Annotated in this window: 13 protein-coding genes and 1 pseudogene; 7 read left to right on the top strand and 7 right to left on the bottom strand. The window is 40.9% G+C overall.

What is annotated here, in order from left to right:
• From Q0296_RS10655 to Q0296_RS10645, 3 genes are all read left to right on the top strand, one after another.
• The coding region (locus Q0296_RS10655; RefSeq protein ID WP_298040404.1) for a Maf family protein at nt 1–210 on the top strand (210 nt) is incomplete at its 5' end.
• Complete coding sequence (locus tag Q0296_RS10650) at nt 207–2135, top strand: transglycosylase domain-containing protein (RefSeq protein ID WP_298040402.1); 1929 nt, start codon at nt 207–209, stop codon at nt 2133–2135. The genes Q0296_RS10655 and Q0296_RS10650, both read left to right, overlap by 4 nt.
• Before the next feature lie 8 nt (nt 2136–2143).
• A complete protein-coding gene (locus Q0296_RS10645) occupies nt 2144–2437 on the top strand; it encodes a helix-hairpin-helix domain-containing protein (RefSeq protein ID WP_298040400.1) in 294 nt (97 codons plus the stop codon).
• A gap of 207 nt (nt 2438–2644) precedes the next feature.
• Here Q0296_RS10645 and glyS read toward each other — a convergent pair whose 3' ends face one another.
• The 6 genes and pseudogenes from glyS to Q0296_RS10615 all read right to left on the bottom strand — a co-directional run bounded on the left by glyS (nt 2645) and on the right by Q0296_RS10615 (nt 9284).
• The gene (gene glyS / locus Q0296_RS10640) at nt 2645–4663 is read right to left on the bottom strand and encodes a glycine--tRNA ligase subunit beta (RefSeq protein WP_298040398.1); all 2019 of its coding nucleotides are present in this window, start codon (nt 4661–4663) and stop codon (nt 2645–2647) included.
• Nucleotides 4660–4812 carry a hypothetical protein gene (locus tag Q0296_RS10635; RefSeq protein WP_188117264.1) on the bottom strand — a complete coding sequence of 51 codons (153 nt, stop codon included), beginning with the start codon at nt 4810–4812 and terminating at the stop codon, nt 4660–4662. Before Q0296_RS10635 ends, glyS begins: the two co-directional genes overlap by 4 nt.
• A 1098-nt stretch (nt 4813–5910) precedes the next feature.
• Nucleotides 5911–6540 (bottom strand): annotated as a pseudogene (locus Q0296_RS11570) (amino acid racemase); the annotation flags it as partial.
• Between the two features lie 163 nt (nt 6541–6703).
• Complete coding sequence (locus Q0296_RS10625) at nt 6704–8059, bottom strand: cation:dicarboxylase symporter family transporter (protein WP_298040389.1); 1356 nt, start codon at nt 8057–8059, stop codon at nt 6704–6706.
• 11 nt (nt 8060–8070) lie between these two features.
• Nucleotides 8071–8565, bottom strand: coding sequence for a peptidylprolyl isomerase (locus tag Q0296_RS10620; RefSeq protein ID WP_298040387.1), 495 nt, complete (start codon nt 8563–8565; stop codon nt 8071–8073).
• 11 nt (nt 8566–8576) lie between these two features.
• Entirely contained in the window at nt 8577–9284 is a 708-nt protein-coding gene (locus tag Q0296_RS10615; protein WP_107856074.1) for a YebC/PmpR family DNA-binding transcriptional regulator, read from the bottom strand.
• Between the two features lie 152 nt (nt 9285–9436).
• Between Q0296_RS10615 and Q0296_RS10610 the strand changes: the two genes are divergently transcribed.
• Genes Q0296_RS10610 through Q0296_RS10595 form a run of 4 tightly spaced genes read left to right on the top strand, consistent with a single transcriptional unit; the run spans nt 9437 to nt 12912 of the window.
• Entirely contained in the window at nt 9437–9991 is a 555-nt protein-coding gene (locus tag Q0296_RS10610) for a GNAT family N-acetyltransferase (protein WP_298040385.1), read from the top strand.
• Nucleotides 9988–10191, top strand: coding sequence for a heavy-metal-associated domain-containing protein (locus Q0296_RS10605; RefSeq protein WP_004317198.1), 204 nt, complete (start codon nt 9988–9990; stop codon nt 10189–10191). Before Q0296_RS10610 ends, Q0296_RS10605 begins: the two co-directional genes overlap by 4 nt.
• A 1-nt stretch (nt 10192) precedes the next feature.
• Entirely contained in the window at nt 10193–12370 is a 2178-nt protein-coding gene (locus Q0296_RS10600) for a cation-translocating P-type ATPase (RefSeq protein ID WP_298040384.1), read from the top strand.
• A gap of 2 nt (nt 12371–12372) precedes the next feature.
• Nucleotides 12373–12912 carry a hypothetical protein gene (locus tag Q0296_RS10595; protein WP_298040381.1) on the top strand — a complete coding sequence of 180 codons (540 nt, stop codon included), beginning with the start codon at nt 12373–12375 and terminating at the stop codon, nt 12910–12912.
• 8 nt (nt 12913–12920) lie between these two features.
• Here the strand turns inward: Q0296_RS10595 and Q0296_RS10590 are convergent, their stop codons facing one another.
• Nucleotides 12921–13304 (bottom strand): hypothetical protein, encoded by a 384-nt coding sequence (locus tag Q0296_RS10590; protein WP_021087597.1) that lies wholly within the window; start codon nt 13302–13304, stop codon nt 12921–12923.
• Between the last annotated feature and the right edge of the window lie 85 nt (nt 13305–13389).

The raw sequence follows: 13389 nt of genomic DNA, 5'->3' as shown, positions 1-13389 counted from the left end.
TTCGAGCTTATTAACGTAAGCTTTGCCGAGTATAAATTTGCTAAATTTGACGAAGCCGACCTGCACAACTACCTATCGGGCGATCTTTGGCAGGGCAAGGCCGGAGCCATGACGATAGAAAATTTTAATAAAAAATACATCATCTCCCAGCACGGCGAGACCAGCACGGCAATGGGGCTAAATTTAAAAATATTAAAGGCATTTTTATGAAATATATCTTGGCATTTATCTTTATAGTTGCCATTTCGCTTGGCGGAGCGTTTTTATACTTCTACTCGCAAGTGAGGTTTGACGCCTACTCCATCATTGACTACAAACCAAAACTCACAACGCAAATTTTTGACAGAAACAACGAGCTCATCGCAAATATCTTTGAAGAAAATAGAATTTATATAAAGTATAACGACATCCCGCCACGTGTCATCGAAGCGCTCGTGGCTATCGAGGATACGAGCTACTTTGAGCATGGCGGTATCAACGTCGAAGCTATGGCAAGGGCGGCGATAAAGGATATTAAGGCTAGAAAGCTAGTAGAAGGCGCATCTACACTAACGCAGCAACTCATCAAAAACCTAGCCCTTAGCCGCGAGAAGAAATTTACAAGAAAGATAAAAGAGGTCGTCCTTGCGATCAAGCTTGAAAGCGAGCTTAGTAAAGAGGACATCATCGAAAGATATCTAAATCACGTATATTTTGGCCACGGCTACTACGGCGTAAAGACGGCAGCTGAAGGGTACTTTAGAAAAGAGCTAAACGAGCTAAGCATAAAAGAGATAGCCATACTAGTTGGCCTACCAAAGGCGCCAAGCACCTACGACCCTACAAAGCACCTCGACCTCTCGCTAAGCCGCGCAAACAGGGTGCTTGAAAGGATGTATAGTATCGGCTGGATAAACGAGGAGGAGTACCGCAAGGGCATACTTGAAGAGCCAGCAGTCTTTGACGACACACTCACGCGAAACAAAGCCCCATACGTGGTTGATGAGATCATCAAAGAGGCTTCAAAGAAATTTGACGATATAAAAACTGGCGGTTATAGGATACAAAGCACGGTTGATCTAAACGTGCAAAAGATCGCTCAAGACGCCCTAGTTTATGGCTACAATGAAATTTTAAAAAGGGATAAAAAAGCAAATCCAGAGATGCTAAATGGCGCTATCGTCGTTACTCACCCACAAAGCGGTCAAATTTTAGCGCTCATTGGCGGTATCGACTACGCAAAAAGTAGCTATAACCGAGCTACCCAGAGCAAGCGCCAGCCAGGATCGAGCTTTAAGCCATTTATCTACCAGATCGCCCTTGATAGCGGCTACTCGGTGGTCTCGCAAGTGGCTGACATCGCCAGAAGCTTTGATATGGGAAATGGCAAAGAGTGGACGCCAAAGAACTATAGCGGCGGCTTTCAAGGATATATCACGATAAAATCAGCCATAACCCAGTCACGCAACCTTGCGACCATAAATTTACTAAACGACCTTGGCCTTAGCTCTGTTCGCAAGCAGCTAACTGACATGGGCTTTAACGATATCCCTGAAAACCTCTCTATCGCGCTTGGAAGCTTTGGGATTTCGCCGCTTGAGTTTGCGAAATTTTACTCGATGTTCCCAAATGACGGCGAGATAGTCGAGCCAACGCTCATTAAGCATATAGAAAATAGCTTTGGCGCGTCTATGGACTACGAGCCACAAAGAAAGCAAGTGTTAAAGCCTGAGCAGGCATTTTTGATGACAACCTTGCTTCAAAATGTCGTAAATAACGGCACCGGACGCAACGCCAAGATAAACGGCGTACAGATCGCTGGCAAGACTGGCACGACAAATAACAACATCGACGCTTGGTTTTGCGGCTACTCGCCTGATATAGAGGCCATCATCTGGTACGGAAACGACGATAACAGCCCTATGAAAAAGGTCGAGGGTGGCGGCAGGACAGCGGCGCCTGTCTTTAAGAAATTTATGGAGGGCTACGTCAAGCTCTATCCAACCTTAAGACGCGCATTTGAACAGCCAGAGGGCGTTTATAAGGGATATTTTAACGGCGCTGATGAGTACTATACAAATGACTCACCACTACCGCAAAATACGCCAACAAACGATATTATTCAAGATCAAGAAAACGATGGATTATTGTTCTAGGAGATAAGATGAGAAATTTGAAAATTTTACTTTGTTTAGCGCTTGTGAGCTTTGCCTGTGGGGCTGACCTAAACACGGCCAGCAAGAGCGAGCTAATGAGCCTTGGGCTAAACAAAAGCCAAGCGCTAAATGTAATAAAATATAGAAAAGCTCATAAATTTAAAAGCGTCGAGGAGCTTGAAAAGGTCCAAGGCGTGGGCTTTAACGATATGCAAAGGGTCAAGGCAAAACTAAATTTAAAGAGCGAGGCAAAGGCTAAAAAGGCTGAGCCAAAGAAGAAATTTAAGAAAAAGAAAAAATAGAGCATAAAAAAGGTTTATCATCTTTTGCGGACGATAAACCTTAAATTTCTGTATAAATTTAGACTATCCTAGCCATTATCAAAAGCAACAACAAATGAGCCAGTAAGCTCTCGGGCGGTTTATTGGCTAGGTCGCTGGCTACGAGTTGGAATGTAGATCTAAATTTAAAAAGCCAGCCCAAGCGCAAAGCCTGAAGCTGGCGAAATTTTATAAGCTGATCTCTTTTATATCAGCTACTTTTAATATCTCACTATAAATTTGACCGATGATCGCGACGCGGTTATTTCGCACTTTCTCGTTTTCAACGTTTATCATAACTTTGTCAAAAAACTCATCTATCTGCGGCTTTAGAGCAAATAGTGCTTTTAGCCTTGGCTCGTATGCCAAGCTCTTATCAACCGCTTTAAACGCGTCATTTAGGGCCTTTTCAGCATCTATCTCAAAGAGGCTCTCGTCAACCATACTAAATTTATCATCTTTTATGATGTTTGCAAGGCGCTTAAATGTCGAGAAATTCTCTCTAAAGCTTGGCTCGCTAGAAATTTTAGCAAGCGCCTCTATCATCTTAGTTAGCTCCAAGATGTCCTTTTCGCCGCTTTTTATGCACGCTTTTACGATAGAAGCGTTTACGTCAAAGAATGTGTAGAGCCTATCAAGGATGAAATTTATAAGCACTTCAACGTCAAATTTCTTATACTCTTTTGCGATATCTTCTAAAATTTCTTTTACGTTAAATTTCAAATTATGCGCCAAAACGATCTTTATCACGCCATTTGCCGCGCGTCTTAGAGCGTATGGGTCCTTGGTGCCGCTTGGTATTTTGCCGATGCTAAAAAGTCCCATTAGCGTATCAAGCTTATTTGAAAGTGCCACAACCGAGCTAAAGACCTTGCTTGGACAATCCGCCTCCTCGCCGTCTGGCAGATACTGCTCTTTTATGGCTAAAACGACATTTTCATCCTCATTTTTAGCCTTTGCGTAGTAAGCACCCATGACGCCTTGAAGCTCGGTAAATTCATAAACCATCTGCGTTGTAAGGTCAGCCTTGCTTAGCATTACAGCTCGATCTAGCTTCGCCTCATACTCGCCAGCCTCTTTTTTAAGTAGCTCATCATAGTTGCTAGCTAGTTTTTTAGCCACTTTTAGCTCTCTAAGCTCCTTTTCATAGATGCTTCCAAGCTCTTTTAGGTAGGTTATATTTTTTAGTTTTTCTGGGCCAAATTCGTGCGCCAGGTCACTTTGCCAAAAGAACATCGTGTCACTTAGTCTTGCTCTTAGCACCTTTTCGTTGCCCTTAATGATGAGCGAGTAGTCATCTGTGATAGCGTTGCTAACGACTACAAAGCCATTTGCGAGCTTGCCCTCTTTAAAGACTGGGAAGTAGCGCTGATTTTCTTTCATAGAGGTGATGATGACCTCGCTTGGCACCTCCAAAAACTCCTCTTCAAACGAGCCAAGAAGCGCTGTTGGATACTCGGTGATCGCCACGACTTCAGATAGCAAGTCTTTATCGGTCTCGATCTTTAGCCCACTTTTTTGGCTGATCTTTTCAAATTCATCAAGGATTATTTTTTCTCTATCGTCCGCTTCAAGCACGACACCACGGCTCTTTGAGCCATCAAAATACTCTTTTATATTTGAAATTTTTATCATGTCGTAGCTAACACTTCTGTGCGGATACGTAGAGTTACTACTCTCTACGCCAAATTTGTTAAATTTAATGACCTCATCGCCAAGCAAACACAAAAACGATCTTATCGGTCGGATAAACTCAAACTCGCCATTGCCCCAGCGCATAGACTTGCCAAAGCTAAGGCTCTTTAAAAACTCTTCAACCATATCGCCCATTATCTTAGCGACTGGTTCGCCCTTTACCTCTTTTTCGTAGTAAAGCACCTCTTTGCCGTCTATCTCTTTAAATTTAAGCTCGCTCTCCTCGATGCCACATTTGCTAGCAAAGCTAAGTGCAGCCTTTGTAAAAGCTCCGTCTTTTAGCGCCACTTGCTTTGGCGCACCGACAAAACTAGCCACACTATCTGGCTGAGCCTGCGGGAATTTCTCATGGAAAAAGACCAAACGGCGAGGCGTGTAGTAAAATTTAAACTCGCTTTTGATGTTATATTTTTCAAGCACAGCCTGCCATTTAGCGTTGATGTTTGGCAGCTCCCTTAAAAATGGTATCGCTGGGAGCTCCTCGACTCCGATCTCTAGTAACAACTCTTTCATATCTCACTCTTTTTATTAAAATTTTCTCTTTTTTCTCTTATCATCTCTCTTACTCTCTCCTTCTCTTGCGCCTGCAAAATGACACCTCTTATCATAAATATCACAAACAAAACAAACACTGCGATCATAAAAATATCTAAAATTTGCACCATCTACTCCACAACGATCTCTTTTTCGTTTTTATAAATTTTCACCCTCGCTCGCTCAAAGCTATACTCGCCATCTTTTAGCCTTTTTTTGCTATAAACTCTGATCTTGCCATGTGGTGTATGCAAGTACCCACCCTCTAGCCTACCTGAAATTTTAGCGATCACATCGCCGCTTCTTGCAATGCTTAGCTTTGAGCTATCAAGTAAATTTTCGCTTACATCTTTTGTGTCATGCTCATTTATGATCTCATAAGAGCTTACTTCAAGCGCCTCTTTGTAAAATTTCACTCGCCTGATCAAAATGTCAAGCTCATCGCCCACACCGACACTATTTTTAGGATCATAGACGTAAATTCCACGGCGATTTTTTGAGATGATAAAGCCATGCTTATCTTTTAAGATGACAACAGCTCGCTCCACAAGTGCTGGCACATCCTCAGGATGCTCAAAAAGTGTCTCTATGTCAGCTTTTTTGTAGTTTTGATCCTCTACTTTTTTAGCTTCTTTTTTTAAATTTTCATTTGATTTAGCAGGACTTGGTTTGGTTGAGATTTTAAATTTAAGTGCAAAGTGGTCTGAATAAAGATCGCTCTTTGCAAAGCCATGCTCATCAAGCACAAAGCTTGGCTTAAAGACCTCAAAACTGCCAGCGACATAGCTTAGATCGCCATTTGCCATAAAGCTAGGCGAGAGCAAAACGTGATCAATAGCTCGCTTTTTGCCATGGACTGCATGAGAATATCTATCTTTTGGGGCTAAAAAGCTATAAAGATCATAATATCCACGAGTTGCGATGATATCGTTTAAGATGGATTTTTGCCCATAAGGTGAGTTAAAATCGCCCAAAACTATGGCATTTTGCTCATTACCAAGAGCCGCTCTTAGCGTTCTTTCGGCCTTTTTTTGCATATTTATGCCGTTTTTATAAGCTGGGAAGTGATTAACAAAAACGCTAAATTTCTTACCCTCCACCTCAAAAACAACCTTTAAAATGTTTCTAGTTTTTACATTTGGCACTTCAAAAATTTCACTGCCACTTGGCTTTATCTTTGATATAAGAGCTAGCCCAACTGGAGAGCTTTTTGCCTTGCTAAAAGCTATAAATTTATACTCGCTGCTGATAAATGGTAAAAACATCGGTATCTCGGTGCAGCCTGCGATATAAACGTCAGCTTCAATGTTTGAAAGCACTTCATAAAATACCGGCACATACTCTTCTAATTTGCCAGCTTTGACACCTTTGTAGATGCACTCCATGATGACATCTTGCGTCTCTTTGCTAAAATCTACGCTCTTTAGCCCGCGCTCTTTTAAAATTTGATCATAAACGCCTGCTTTTTTTGTGCCACTTGTTGCGATGACAGCGATATTTTTAGCGTGCGGATATTTCTTTTGCAAGGCATCTATGGTAACTTTTGCAATGTGCAAAATTTTCACTCCAGCCTCTTTTTCGATACTTGGAGCAAAGTAGTGAGCCGTGTTGCAAGCCATTAGCATCGCTTCGCATCCTGCATTTTTTAAAAGTTTAGCACTTTGAATCAGCTTTGGAAGTGGACTTTCTCCCTCGCCCATGATAAATTTTGTCCTATCTTCTATCTGTGCGTATGAGTCGATAACGATGTGTAGGTGCTCTTGATCGCAAGTTGCTGGGGTTATATCGATGATCTTTTTGTATAAATCAGCCGTGGCAAGTGGTCCCATGCCGCCTATGATGCCTAATGTCTTCATAACTCCTCCAAATTAAAATTTTCAATAATTATAATATTAGTTTCTATATTTAAAAATAAAATTTCTAAATTTTCATTTGGCATTGTAAAAATAGGGAGTAAGCGCTTTAAGTTTTGAAGTAAATTTAAGATAAAAAGGGGCGATTGCCCCTTAAAAAACTCTATTATGAGTGGAAGTGAAATTCGTCTGGATGATCTAGTGCGTATCTAAATTTCTCCATATCAACCTTTTTGTCCCAGATAGATACGATCATGCAGCCAACGGCATTGCCGCAAAGGTTACCAACAGCACGCATCTCTGACATAAATTTATCAACGCCAAGTAGCACAGCTACGGTTACGACTGGTATGCCAGTGCTTGGAAGTGCGCTTAGTGTGCCAGCAAGGACGACAAAGCCTGAGCCTGTAACGCCAACAGCGCCTTTACTTGTGATCATTAGCACGATTAGTATGCTTATTAGATGTTCAAAAGTTAGTGGGATATTAAATGCTTGAGCCAAGAAGATAACGCTTAAACTTAGATAGATGTTGGTGCAGTCAAGGTTAAATGAGTAGCCAGTTGGGATGATGAGGCCAACTGCACCTCTATTTATACCAGCTGCTTCTAGCTTTTGCATAAGTGGTGCAAGAGCTGTTTCGCTCGAGCTTGTCGCAAAAACGACCAAGACCTCTTTTGAGATAAAGCGCATAAATTTAAAGACATTGACCTTTGCAAAGTAGCAGATGATACCAAGCACGACAAAGATAAAAAAGCAGCTTGCGAGCAACATAACTATGAGAAGCTCCATCATACCAAGAAGTGTTCCGATACCAAATTTACCGATCAAGTAAGCCATCGCCGAAAAGGCAGCCACTGGGCTAAATAACATAAGCCAAGTAAGAAGCTTTAAGACGTAGTGCTGGATAAATTCAAGCGGTTTTAGACAAGCTTGCTTTTTATCATGAGCAAGTAGCGAAAGCACGATGGCAACCACTATCGCCATGAAAAGAACTTGAAGTGTGTTTGATTTTATAAATGGATCAAGTATATGCACGTAAGGGAAGATGTCATCTACTGGCACAGCGCCTCTTAAAAGATGAAGCGTGTGTGCTAAAAAGCCACTATTTGCATCCATATTTCCAGCTTGCGATGTAAATTTAGCAACACTTGAGGCATCAAGCTGGGTGTAGTCAAGGTTCATGCCATGTCCTGGACGAAGCGTCTCGCCAAAGATGATACCAACAGCAAGAGCAAGCGTGCTAACTATCTCAAAGTAGATAAATGCCTTAAGCCCGATGGTGCCAAGATCTTTTAGGCTCTCAAGTCCGACGATGCCTGAAACGATCGTTAAAAAGATGATAGGGCCGATTAAAATTTTAAGGGCTTTTATAAAATAATCAATGCCTGGCTTGCTCGCTATGCCAAGCTCAGGTGCGACCATACCGACGATAACACCGCCAACTATACCTATCACAACCCAAATGGCGAGATTGGTAAATAGTCTCACAAAGAGACTTTTTTGCGTTTTTGCACTCTCCATAAATTCCCCTTTTATAGGCTCTGCTTGATCTCTGCTGAGAGGATCTTGTCGCCTTGCCTGATAGCATCAAGTACCTTTAAGCTCTCATCGTCAGCGCACTTTCCAAAGACTGTATGCACGCCGTCAAGATGAGGTTGCTTGCTGTGGCAGATGAAAAACTGCGATCCGCCAGTGTCGCGACCTGCGTGAGCCATGCTAAGGCTTCCACGCTCATGCTTTACCTTTTGGTTGTCGCATTCGCATTTTATCCTCCAGCCAGGACCGCCTGTGCCTGTGCCATTTGGGCAGCCACCTTGGATGACGAAATTTGGTATAACTCTGTGAAAATTTAGGCCATTATAAAAGCCTGTTTTTATCAAATGGACAAAATTTGCAACAGCTTGCGGCGCTTCCTCGGCAAAAAGCTCAACTCTTATCTCGCCTTTGTCTGTCTCTAAAACTGCAAATTTATCTTTTTTTAGTTCGTCTAAATTTATATCATAAACTTTTAACTCATCAAAACGCATGTTGCTCCTTTTTACTCGATATTTGTATAAACTGCTTGAACGTCGTCATCGTCTTCTAGCTTATCAAGAAGCTTCTCGACCTCAAGCATCTGCTCTTCGTCTAAATTTACAGCTTGGTTTGGTAGGTATTGAAGTGAAGCTTTTTTAACTACTAAATTTAGCTTTTCTATCCCTTCATGTAGTGTGCCAAAATTTGCATAGTCGCCATAAACATATAACGTATCATCGTCAGCCTCGATATCGCTTAGACCATAGTCTATCAGCTCAAGCTCGATCTCTTCGACATCTGCGCTTGGTTTTTCAAGCTCAAAAACACTCTTTCTTGTAAACATAAAGCTAAGGCTGCCACTTGGCAAAATTTCTCCGCCATTTTTGCTAAATATCGCCTTGACATTTGCGACCGTTCTTGTTGGGTTGTCAGTCGCGCACTCAACGATGATTTGCACGCCGTGAGCTGCTTTGCCGTCATAAAAGATCGTTTTAATATCGGCGCTATCTTTGCCATTTGCTCTTTTTATAGCAGCGTCGATGTTGTCTTTTGGCATATTTTCAGCCTTTGCAGCTGCGATCGCCGCGCGAAGTTTAGGGTTCATATCTGGGTCACATCCGCCATCTTTTGCAGCTACTGTTATAGCCTTTGAAAGTTTTGGAAATACCTTACTCATCTTATCCCATCTAGCCTCTTTTGCGGCTCTTCGGTACTCAAATGCTCGTCCCATAAATATCCTTGAATAAATTTTTTATGGATTATAACTAAAAACATTTTATACTTTTTTAAAACATTTTTAGTTTGCCGCCAAAGGCTTTTTAATTTACAAATCACAACCTAACATTTGGTAAAAATTTAAGCTAAAGGCATATAATCATAGCCATGATAGAAAATGCTCAAAAACAAGATGCAAAAAGCTGCATCAGGCTACTAAATTTGGCAATGGAAGATATCGCTTACAAGCTAAGCGGCTACGACGATCCCCTAAAAAGCGACGAAATTTTACACTCATTTTTTAAAAGCGAAACAAACAGACTAAGCTACAAAAACATATATATATGTAAGCGTGACGGCGAGATCATCGCTGCGATGTGTGTATATTTTGGTGGCGATGTGAAGCAGCTTGATAGAGAAATTTCGCAGCATCTAAAGGCGCTTGGCAAAGACGCCGAGGTGGAAAAAGAGTGCTTTGATGATGAGTTTTATATAGATAGCATCGCTGTGGATGAGAAATTTAGAGGCCAAGGGCTTGCAAAAGAGCTTATCTTGCACTCATTTGCCAAAGCAAAAGAGCTAGGACATAAAAAGGTCTCGCTGATAGTTGATGTAAATAAGCCAAAAGTTCGTAAATTTTACGAGAGCCTTGGCTTTAAATTTAACACCAAAAAGATCATAAATTTACACGAATACGACCACATGATAAAGGAGATAATATGAAAACATTTGAGGTAAATAACGTGCATTGCCAAAACTGCGCAAATACTATAAAAAACGCACTTGAAGATGACTTTGGTGAGATAAAAGTCGATCTTAGCAAAGAGCCAAGACAAGTAAGCCTTGATATAAAAGATGGCGATGTAGAGAAATTTAAATCAGAAATGGCTGATCTTGGATTTGACGTTATAAAGGAGCTTTGATATGCCTTTAAAAGTCAAGCTAAATATAGCGGGAATGAGCTGTGTAAATTGCTCAAACGCTATCGAGAAAGTTTCCAAAAAGATAGATGGGGTGCTTGAAGCAAATGTAAATTTTGCAAATGCAAGCGGTGAGTTTGTCCTAAAAGACGCCAGCGTGCGTGAAGTTTTAGAGCAAAAGATAAAGAAGCTTGGCTACTTTGTGGCGACAAATATTGATGAATTTGAAGCCAAAAGAGACGAGCATATAACTGCGATCAGAAATAAATTTATATTTGCATTTATAGCAAGCATCGTGATAATGGCGCTTGAGATGTTCGCGCCTCAGAGCTTGCTAGTAAATTTACTCATGCTAGTTTTAGCATTTTTGGTGCTAGCTTTTAGTGGCAAAGACTTCTTTGCTCACGCCATAGAGGCTGTTAAAAACAAAAACTACGATATGAACGTGCTTGTAGCTCTTGGAAGCGGTAGTGCATTTTTATACTCGCTTTTTGTTGTGATCTTTTCAAATTTCATCCCAGATGATCTAAAAAACGTCTATATCTCGGGCGCAGCGATGATAATAGCCTTTGTTTTGCTTGGTAAGTATCTTGAAGAGCGCTCAAAGGCAAAGGCAGGCGACTACCTAAAGACGCTACTTAAAATTTCACCAAAGACCGCCTTTTTGGTCATGCCAGATGGACAGAGCAAAGAGGTAAATGTAAATGAGCTAAAAGTAGGCGACATCGTCATCGTAAAAAATGGCTACAACATCCCAAGTGATGGCGTGATAGTTCAAGGTGGCGCTGAGATAGATGCTTCTATGCTTACAGGAGAGAGCTTGCCAGTTTATAAAGAGGTGGGAGATAGCGTATTTGCCGGCACTCTAAACACAAATGGCTATATAAGTGTCAAGGTAACAAAGAGTTCTTTTGAAAGCTTGCTATCTCAAATTTTAAGCCTACTAAGCGACGCTAGCTCTAAAAAGATGCCTATCGGACGGCTGGCTGACAAGATAGCAAACATCTTTGTACCAAGTGTGGTGGCGATCTCAGTTCTTACATTTTTAATATGGATAATTTTTAGTGGAAATTTCGCCTATGCGATCTCTAGCGCGATCTGCGTGCTTATCATATCATGCCCATGCGCACTAGGACTTGCCACGCCAATAGCAATCGTAAGCTCGCTCGCGCGTGGTGCAAAAGCTGGGATTTTGGTGAAAAATCCAGAGGTTTTGGAGCTTATAAAAGATGCTAAATTTGTAGCATTTGACAAAACTGGCACGCTAAGTAAGGGGCTAATCAGTGTCAAGAGCTCAAATTTGAGCGAAAAAGAGCTAGAGCTAGTGGCATCTGCTGAAAATTTAAGCGAGCATCCGATCTCAAAAGCGATTGTAAGATACGCAAAACAAAATTACATAAATTTACAAAAGCTAAATGGCAAATTCCAAAACGTAGTTGGCCAAGGCATCGTCTATGAAGACGAGAGTAACAAGATAATAATAGGTAACGAAAAACTGCTCGCAGCAAACAATATCTTGCTAAATGAAGCTGATAGTGAGGCGATAAAAGAGGCTACAAGTGACGGAAGTGGCATCATACTTTGTGCGCTAAATCAAAAATTTAGCGGCTTTTTAACGCTAAGCGATGAGCTAAAAAACGAAGCAAATAGCGTTATAAACGAGCTTTCAAGGCTAAATTTACAAAGCGTGATCCTCTCAGGTGATGATAAAAAAGTAGTGGCAAATATCGCTAGCAAGCTAAATGTGAGCGAGTATTATGCAAATATGTTGCCTGAGGACAAATTTAACAAGGTAAAAGAGCTCATGAGCCGAGGTGGCGTGATCTTTGTAGGGGACGGCATAAACGACTCGCCATCGCTTAAAGAAGCAAGCGTTGGCATCGCTATGAACTCAGGCTCAGACATCGCTAAAGGCGCTGGTGATATCGTGCTTGTAAAAAACGATCTGCGTGGCGTGAGTGGGCTTGTAAAGCTTGCAAATGCGACTATTGCTAACATAAAAGAGAATTTGTTTTGGGCATTTATGTATAACGCCATTTGCATACCAGTGGCTGCTGGCGTGCTATATCCGGTATTTGGACTGCTTTTAAGCCCAGTTTATGGCTCGATGGCAATGTGCTTAAGCTCGGTCACTGTCGTGCTAAATGCGCTTAGACTTAGATATTTGAAGCTTAAGGATTAAAATTGAGACTTGGAGAGCTTTACAGCGTCGTAGCAGCTGCACTTGCTACAAATTTTAATGGCATCTTGGGTGTCTCATCTTTTATGCGTATCAAAAAGACAAGTGCATGGATAACGCAGACAAAGAGTGATGCGAACGTAAAAGGAAATGAGCTTTACGCTAAATTTATCAAAGATGAGAGCAGTGCAGCTCTGTGTGATGATTTTGTCATTTTAAAGGCAAAATTTGAAGCAAGCTACTATTTTTCAAGTGCAAAAGATGATTTGGCACAATTTTACAAGGCTATAAATTTTGAGCCAAAAATGGGCGAGGTTGATAGCATCTCAAATCAGCTCATTTTGATAGCAAATATCTTAAAAAAAGATGCGACAAAAGAGTCTATGCAACTTCTTGCTGCTTTTAGCCTCTCTTTTTTCTTGCCATATGCCGAGCAACTTGCAAAAGAGCTTGAACAAAATGCTAACAGTAACTTCTATAAGTCAATGGGATACTTTTTAGAGGATTTTTGTTTGGTTTTAAAAACTATTATCGGTAAGGCTTAGTCTTAAGCCTATACCATTTCTGTCATTTGAGTTTTAATACTTAAAATGTTATTCTGAATGCTTGATTGTTCTAAATTTAGATGATGAAGCATCTGCATAGAATCACGATCTTTCAGGTGCTGGATGCTTGAAATTTGATCAGCTATATCGCTTCTTTGATCTTGTAATTTTTCTAAATTTTTTTGTAACTCTGTGACATCTTCTTTTCTAATAATTGTAGGTTTTTGTCTAACTTCTTCTCTTTGTTCGACATGCACATCATTACTTCTAACGATATCTTTTGTACCATAGCCAGAAGATACTAATATGCTGGTTTTAGCGCTACTTGATGATATAGATGTGTAGCCATTATGATAGAAAACATTTGAGTTCATATTTGCATCTATTTGCATATCGTCCTTCCTTTTTAGTTTATTTCTTTATTTATAACTATATCGGCCTGTCTCTTATACACATCTGACGCTGCCGACGAATAGA

This window comes from uncultured Campylobacter sp. (assembly GCF_937890585.1).
GTDB lineage: Bacteria > Campylobacterota > Campylobacteria > Campylobacterales > Campylobacteraceae > Campylobacter_A.
Note: the sequence above shows the minus strand (reverse complement) of the source record. Positions and strands in the feature narration are given on the sequence as shown.

Bases quoted from the DNA above. Each gene is read 5' to 3' on its own strand.
- Q0296_RS10600 (WP_298040384.1), top strand. From the start codon at position 10,193: ATGCCTTTAAAAGTCAAGCTAAATATAGCGGGAATGAGCTGTGTAAAT.
- Q0296_RS10625 (WP_298040389.1), bottom strand. From the start codon at position 8,059: ATGGAGAGTGCAAAAACGCAAAAAAGTCTCTTTGTGAGACTATTTACC.
- Q0296_RS10650 (WP_298040402.1), top strand. From the start codon at position 207: ATGAAATATATCTTGGCATTTATCTTTATAGTTGCCATTTCGCTTGGC.
- Q0296_RS10590 (WP_021087597.1), bottom strand. From the start codon at position 13,304: ATGCAAATAGATGCAAATATGAACTCAAATGTTTTCTATCATAATGGC.
- Q0296_RS10605 (WP_004317198.1), top strand. From the start codon at position 9,988: ATGAAAACATTTGAGGTAAATAACGTGCATTGCCAAAACTGCGCAAAT.
- Q0296_RS10610 (WP_298040385.1), top strand. From the start codon at position 9,437: ATGATAGAAAATGCTCAAAAACAAGATGCAAAAAGCTGCATCAGGCTA.
- glyS (WP_298040398.1), bottom strand. From the start codon at position 4,663: ATGAAAGAGTTGTTACTAGAGATCGGAGTCGAGGAGCTCCCAGCGATA.
- Q0296_RS10615 (WP_107856074.1), bottom strand. From the start codon at position 9,284: ATGGGACGAGCATTTGAGTACCGAAGAGCCGCAAAAGAGGCTAGATGG.
- Q0296_RS10620 (WP_298040387.1), bottom strand. From the start codon at position 8,565: ATGCGTTTTGATGAGTTAAAAGTTTATGATATAAATTTAGACGAACTA.
- Q0296_RS10645 (WP_298040400.1), top strand. From the start codon at position 2,144: ATGAGAAATTTGAAAATTTTACTTTGTTTAGCGCTTGTGAGCTTTGCC.